General features: G+C 56.8%; 4 protein-coding genes. 3 read left to right on the top strand and 1 reads right to left on the bottom strand.

Going from position 1 to position 6,313, the window contains the following annotated elements; all coding sequences use genetic code 11:
• A partial coding sequence (locus OHL21_RS19285) for a hypothetical protein (RefSeq protein WP_263418921.1) occupies positions 1 to 192 on the top strand: 192 nt, incomplete at its 5' end.
• On the opposite strand, the gene OHL21_RS19280 is transcribed toward OHL21_RS19285, so the two are convergent.
• Entirely contained in the window at positions 164 to 1,384 is a 1,221-nt protein-coding gene (locus OHL21_RS19280) for an FG-GAP repeat domain-containing protein (protein WP_263418920.1), read from the bottom strand. The two genes, OHL21_RS19285 and OHL21_RS19280, sit on opposite strands and share 29 nt — an antisense overlap.
• Before the next feature lie 273 nt (positions 1,385 to 1,657).
• Here OHL21_RS19280 and OHL21_RS19275 point away from each other — a divergent pair, with 273 nt between their 5' ends.
• Both OHL21_RS19275 and OHL21_RS19270 read left to right on the top strand, forming a co-directional pair.
• Positions 1,658 to 2,800, top strand: coding sequence for a substrate-binding domain-containing protein (locus OHL21_RS19275; RefSeq protein ID WP_263418919.1), 1,143 nt, complete (start codon positions 1,658 to 1,660; stop codon positions 2,798 to 2,800).
• Positions 2,801 to 2,978: 178 nt separating this feature from the next.
• Positions 2,979 to 6,221, top strand: coding sequence for a TonB-dependent receptor (locus tag OHL21_RS19270; RefSeq protein ID WP_263418918.1), 3,243 nt, complete (start codon positions 2,979 to 2,981; stop codon positions 6,219 to 6,221).
• Positions 6,222 to 6,313: the final 92 nt, after the last annotated feature.

Genomic DNA, 6,313 nt, shown 5'->3' with positions numbered 1-6,313 from the left:
CCCAAGCTGCAACTGGATCTGAATCGTTACTCGTTCAAAATCATCCAGCTGACTGTAGCTGCAACCCATCCAACACCCCCAAACTTAGAGATGTTGCACTTAGATTTTGATTCCAATCAGATTTCTCAGCTGCGCTGCGAAATGACAAAACAAAAAACACATCCTATCGTTTGCCGGTCGGCTTCTTACTGAACCAGATGCCATTGGGAGCATCGGAACGAGCCGCCACGATGTCCGTCCAGCCATCTCCATTGAAGTCGGCGAAGGCAAGGCCGTACACCGTGCCTTTGCCGTCGTTCCAGGGGACCTCGTGGAAGGTGCGGCCCCGCCCGGTATTGAAGAACACCGATCCGGGTAACTCCACATACCCCACGATGATGTCCGGCCGTTTGTCGCGATTCAGGTCGGCGATCGCCAGGCAGTAAGGCGGCCGGTCGGGACCGGGAAGCCTGAACGGTTCTCCGAACTGGCGTTTGCCGCGATTGAAGAGAATGAACGAAGCCTTCAGGCGTTCATCAATGATCGCGAGATCGGGCTGCCCATCGCCGTCGAGATCGCCGGCCGCACCCATGCGAATCCAGGCGTTGGCGGCGCCCACTTTCGTCGAGGTGGGGAAGTGTCCTTTGCCGTCGTTCCAGAGGACGATGCTCTGGCCGCCGTCGCGATGAGGGGCAAAGAGATCAAGCGCGCCATCGCCGTCGAGATCTGCCGCTACGATTGAGGTTGCCGATTCTGTCGGAAGGGCTTCGCATGCGGGGAAGTGTCCCTTGCCGTCATTGAAGCAGACGAAACTTGGCGTTGGATTTTGGGTGCCTTTCCCAGGTTTTCCATCCACCAGGTCCGGATAGTCGCCGCGATTGGCGGCCACGATGTCCGGATAGCCGTCGCCGTTCAGGTCAGCCAGGGTTACATAACGCGTCGCCCAGTTGGGGCTGCCAAAGGTACCGCTCTCTGTGAAGTTTCCTTTGCCGTCATTCCGGTAGACAAGTTTGCGATCGGGTGCATCATTGCTGACCACTATGTCGAGGTGGCCGTCTCCATCAACATCGGCCAGCGCTGCGGAATAGGTACGGTCGGGCGATGTCCCGAGGTTGTTGGCGAGGAAGCTCCCGTGGCCATCGTTGAATAGCACGCGATTGAAGAGTGGCCAATGCCGCCCTTTGCCAAGAACGATGTCCATCAGGCCGTCTCCGTTGAGGTCGCCCACGCTCACGCCGGCCGAGGTTTCGGCCTTGTCTTCAAGCAGCAGAACGCGATCGAAAGAACGCAAAGCCGGCGATGATGCCGGTTGCGCTTGCGCCAGCAGAGCCGCTGCAAGCAACACCCATCCTGGTGAGACTATCTTCTTACCTTTGAGGCGCAGCTCAAGAAGGCGCTCGGACATGATTATCTCCAGAGAGCGATTCGTAACGAGACAAGTAGATACAGTCCTCTGCTCTTTCGCAAGACTCTGAGTCTTCGTAAATCCTCGAGCAGCAGGAGTAGGAGGGTAAACCGATATTCCACACTTCGGAATATCCACACCGATCCGTCCTTGCCCATTGATCCCGATCCCCGTACTCTGCCGAGTGAGCGATTCCGAAATCCGGAATGCAGAGCCAGCAGTGATGGAGTTTTTGACGTGAGCCCGCCAAGACATCTGGAGCGTCGATCAAATGTGCAGACGAGCCGTCGCAGCGATCGCAATGAGTCCCAGACCGTCCTTCGTGCATGTGAGGTCTTGAAGGCATTCAAGAGCCTCGGGGAAGAACTCACGCTTCTGGAGGTGATGGAACGCGCCCAGCTTCCCAAGACCACAGCCTTCCGGCTGCTACGTACTCTCATCCATGGAGGGCTGCTGGAGCGTGTCGGCGCCGGGGTCTATCGCAATCGCTTTGGTCCAGTTAGAGGGCGCAGATATCGGATCGGGTTTGCCACGCAGGGGGTAACGGAGTTCTCGCAGGAGGTGCTGCGCAGTATTGAGACGGTGGCGGCGCGAGAGAACGTGGATCTCGTCACGGTCGATAACCGCTATTCAGCGCGTGAGGCGCTGCGCAATGCCGATTTCCTGATCCGGGAAGGCGTTGACCTCGTACTGGAGTTTCAGACCTATGAGCGTGTAGCGCCGGCCATCGCTTCCAAGTTCCTGGAAGCGAAGACGCCGGTTATCGCCATTGAGGTTCCGCATCCCGGAGCTACCTATTTTGGCGCTAATAACTACAAGGCAGGCGTCATCGCCGGGAAGGCACTTGGACGCTGGGCAAACGAGAACTGGAATGGCCGCGTGGATCGTGTGGTTCTGATGGAGCTTCCCATTGCCGGCTCTTTGCTTGAATTGCGCGGCACCGGCTTTCTGCATGGCCTTCAGTCCGAACTTCCGGAGATCGCCTCTGCATCTGTTGTTCATCTGAATGGCCGCGGCGATTTCGAACAGGTACAGGAGATGTTGCGGAAATATCTGAGGAGAGCCCGCGCGAAACGTACGCTCGTCGGTACCGTTAACGACATCTGTGCGCTGGCTGCTATTCGCGTCTGGGAAGAGTTCGGTGCTGAGAAGACCTGTGCTGTTGCCAGCCAGAATGCGACGCCTGAGGCGCGTGCCGAACTCCGTCGTCCAGGAACCCGTCTTATTGGCTCGGTTGCTTATTTCCCGGAGAGATACGGCAACTACGTCATTCCTCTGGCCCTGAATCTGCTGCGGAATAAACCGGTTGCTCCGGCAGTGTTCGTAAAGCACCAGTTCCTTACTTCGAAAAATGTGGATCTGGTGTATCCGCTGGATGCTGGAGCCAAGATAAGGCGCTCACGACTGAATGCATAGGAAGAAAAAGCATTTTTTCATTGCGAGGGAGATTGCATAAATATGCGCTGATGCAAGAAAGCTTGACAGGCGTGGAGATCACTCCTTAGCATTCACCTCCGTTATGAAGATCATGCAAGCTTCTCCTCGCGAACGTCTGTTTCGGAACGCGTCCTTGCTCTTGATGCTGTTCGTTCTGATGTCAACGTGCTCACTCGCGCAAGGCCTGGGCCGTATCGTTGGCCTTGTCACAGACAAGGACTCCGCGGCAGTACCGGGCGCACGTGTTAAGGCAACACAGGTCACGACGAATACGCAGACTGAGACTGTGACGAACAGCGACGGGGGATTCGTCTTCCCCTCGTTGCCACCCGCCACCTACAAGATCAGCGTGGAGGCCACAGGCTTTTCGACCTACACGAACAGCGCGGTCACGCTGCTTGCGGACCAGACCGTCACTCTGAATGCGGCGCTCTCTATCGGTCAGACATCGGAGACAATTGAGGTAAGCTCTGCTGCGCCTCAGGTGGATACCAGCACGGGCACCATCTCTCAGGTCGTGAATGAGCGGCAGGTCAATGAGCTTCCTCTAAATGGCCGTAACGCGGCACAACTCACGACGCTGACGCCTGGTGTCGTGGCCGCTCCCAGCGGTGCAGCCGACCAGGGAAATACGAAGACCTTTCCAGGCGTGGTGACGATCTCTGCCAATGGTACCCGCGCCAACCAGACCAGTTATCTGCTGGATGGCGGCAATAACGTGGACGAGTATACGAACGTCAATGCTCCGTTTCCGTTCCCGGATGCACTGCAGGAGTTCAGCGTGCAGACCAGCAACTACAACGCGGAGTACGGTCAGAATGCCGGCGCTGTTGTGAACGTCATCACCAAGGGCGGCAGTAACAAGTTTCACGGCAATCTCTTCGAGTATGTCCGCAACCGCGTCTTCAATGCGCGCAACTACTTTCAAACCGCGGTCGATCCGCTGAAGCGCAATCAGTTTGGCGGCACGGTCGGTGGCCCTGTCGGCCTGCCGGGATTGTGGCAGAGCAAGTCCTCTTTCTTCTTTTTCGGAATTCAGCGCACGACGTTCCACACCCAGAATGCGCCCAGTTCATCCACGGTACCGACCACGGCGAACGTTGCCGGCAACATTCCCGTGTTGAGCGGCCAGGCCGGCATTACCAATCCATTCAATAACACCTTCTACCCGGTGAATCCCTCCACGGGTACGGCGTTTGTGAACCCGTCGAACTTCGACCCTGCGTCTCTGGCCCTGCTCTCTCATGTTGCAGTCGCCAATACCACCAGCACTGCGCCGGTCACTCTGAACTTCATCCGCCCGGTCGCTCAGGACTTCCTGGAATACGTTGCCCGTTATGACCACAACTTTGGCAAGAAGGACCGCTTTACCGCGCGCTACTACCTGGATAAGTTCTCCAATGCCGGTGTGTTGAATCTCAGCAACCTGCCTACTTATTCTGATGGCTCCAACATCGACTATCAGAATGCGTTGATCTCTGAGACGCATACCTTCACGGATAATCTGCTGAACAACTTCATCCTGAGCTATCAGCGCGAGTATGCGACACGCGGTCCACTCTCTGGCGGCATCAATATGAACGACCTCGGCGTGAATGTCTGGCAGCCTGGGTTCAAGTCGATTCAGAGCATCAGCGTCGCCAGCTACTTTTCCGTCGGCGATAATCCGCACGCAGACTTCCTGCGCTCGAATATGACTCTTGCCGACGATGTGCACTGGGTAAAGGGGCGCCACACCATGGCCTTCGGCTTCCATGGCGAGGTCGCGAAGGTCGATGTGGTGAACCAGAACGGCCAGCCCGGTACCTATGGTTTTACCGCAACGAATGGCAATACGGCTCTGGCAAACTTTCTTTTCGGGTACCTGAACACGTTCTCGCAGAGCTCCGGTCAGTTCCAGCAGAACCGCGCGAAGTTCATCGGTGTTTACGCGCAGGATAGCTGGAAGCTCAACCGTCGCCTCACGTTGAACTTCGGTGTTCGTTATGAGCCCTATCTGCCGCTGCACGAGCGTGGGCTGCGCATGGGGCAGTTCAATTCCGCTGCCTATGCCTCGGGGCGTCGATCCACAAAGTTCCCGAATGCTCCCGCCGGTCTACTTTTTGCCGGTGACGCCGGAGTTCCAGTCGACGGCATTCGTCCTGTCTATACCAATTTGATGCCGCGTGTTGGCTTTGCCTATGACCTCTTCGGCACAGGGAAAAGCAGTATCCGCGGCGGAGCCGGCATGTTCTATGACACGCGCTCGAATGGTCTCTTCAACAATGGATGGATCGGCAGTGCTCCGTTTGTGACGACGGTCAGCCTGAACCCAGCAGGAACGCACTTCTCTAACCCCTATGGTTCAACCACCAATCCATTTCCGGTTTCGAACACGGCGAGCGGAGCGTTCATTGGGACGATTCCGGTTATCACGTTTGATCCTTCCGGCAATTTCAAGGTGCCGCTAACGTATGCGTGGAACCTGGCGTTTGCTCAGCAGCTCACCAATAGCCTGAGCATGCAAGTGGCTTACGTCGGAGGGCATGGCAGCCATATCTTCACCTCGCCCGAGATCAATCCGGCCGTTTACAGCAGCACTGCCACCACAGCGAACACGAATACGCGGCGTCTCTCCCCGGGCTTCTCAACGATCAGCCTGACCGATATGGGAGGCAACTCGTCGTATCACTCGATGCAGGCGACGTTGGATGAGAGACTCTCGCATGGGCTGAGCGTTACTCTCAACTACACCTGGTCGAAGTCGCTGGACAATGTTCCAAATGGCGCGGCAACCACCAGTGCTGGAGCCGGGCAGGGTTACATTCTCCCGGTATACCTGCCGAACTACAAACGGCTGGATGTCGGTCCGTCGGACTTCGATCACCGCAACGTTGTGACAGCGAAGTATGTGTGGGCCTTCCCATCCATCAGCAATGGCTGGGCTCCCTTGCGCGCCATCCTGAATGGCTGGCAGTCGTCCGGGTTGGTAAGCGCTAGGACGGGCGATCCCATTACGCTCGCGCTGGGGCAGGACGTATCCCTAACAGGCATCAATCGAGATACGCCCATCCTTTCCGGTAATGCCTATGGCGGAAACGCCTGCAGCGGCGTGACGACGTCCTGTAAGAGCTGGCTGAACTTCTCAGCCTTCACTACACCTGCGAAGGGAACATTCGGCAACGTCCGGAAGAATACCTTCACCGGTCCAAACTTTGTCACTTTCGATACCTCGCTCACCCGCCACTTGAAGATCACGGAGCATACGGACCTCCAGTTCCGGGCCGAGTACTTCAACCTTTTCAACCACACCAACTTCAACACACCTTCGAACAGTCTCAGCAATGCAACGACCTTTGGACGGATTACGACGGCGAACGATCCGCGTATCGGACAGCTTTCGATGAAGCTGGCGTTCTGATCCATTGCTGGAACCACAGAAGGCGCTCCGCCGGGAGCGCCTTTCTGTTTTATTCGATAGAGCATTTTCGCCGGGGGTGTGGTGTAGGGCTT

This window comes from Terriglobus albidus (assembly GCF_025685425.1).
In the GTDB taxonomy this organism is placed as follows: domain Bacteria; phylum Acidobacteriota; class Terriglobia; order Terriglobales; family Acidobacteriaceae; genus Terriglobus; species Terriglobus albidus.
Note: the sequence above shows the minus strand (reverse complement) of the source record. Positions and strands in the feature narration are given on the sequence as shown.

Coding starts and splice junctions, on each gene's coding strand:
- OHL21_RS19280 (WP_263418920.1), bottom strand. CDS start 1,384: ATGTCCGAGCGCCTTCTTGAGCTGCGCCTCAAAGGTAAGAAGATAGTC.
- OHL21_RS19270 (WP_263418918.1), top strand. CDS start 2,979: ATGTCAACGTGCTCACTCGCGCAAGGCCTGGGCCGTATCGTTGGCCTT.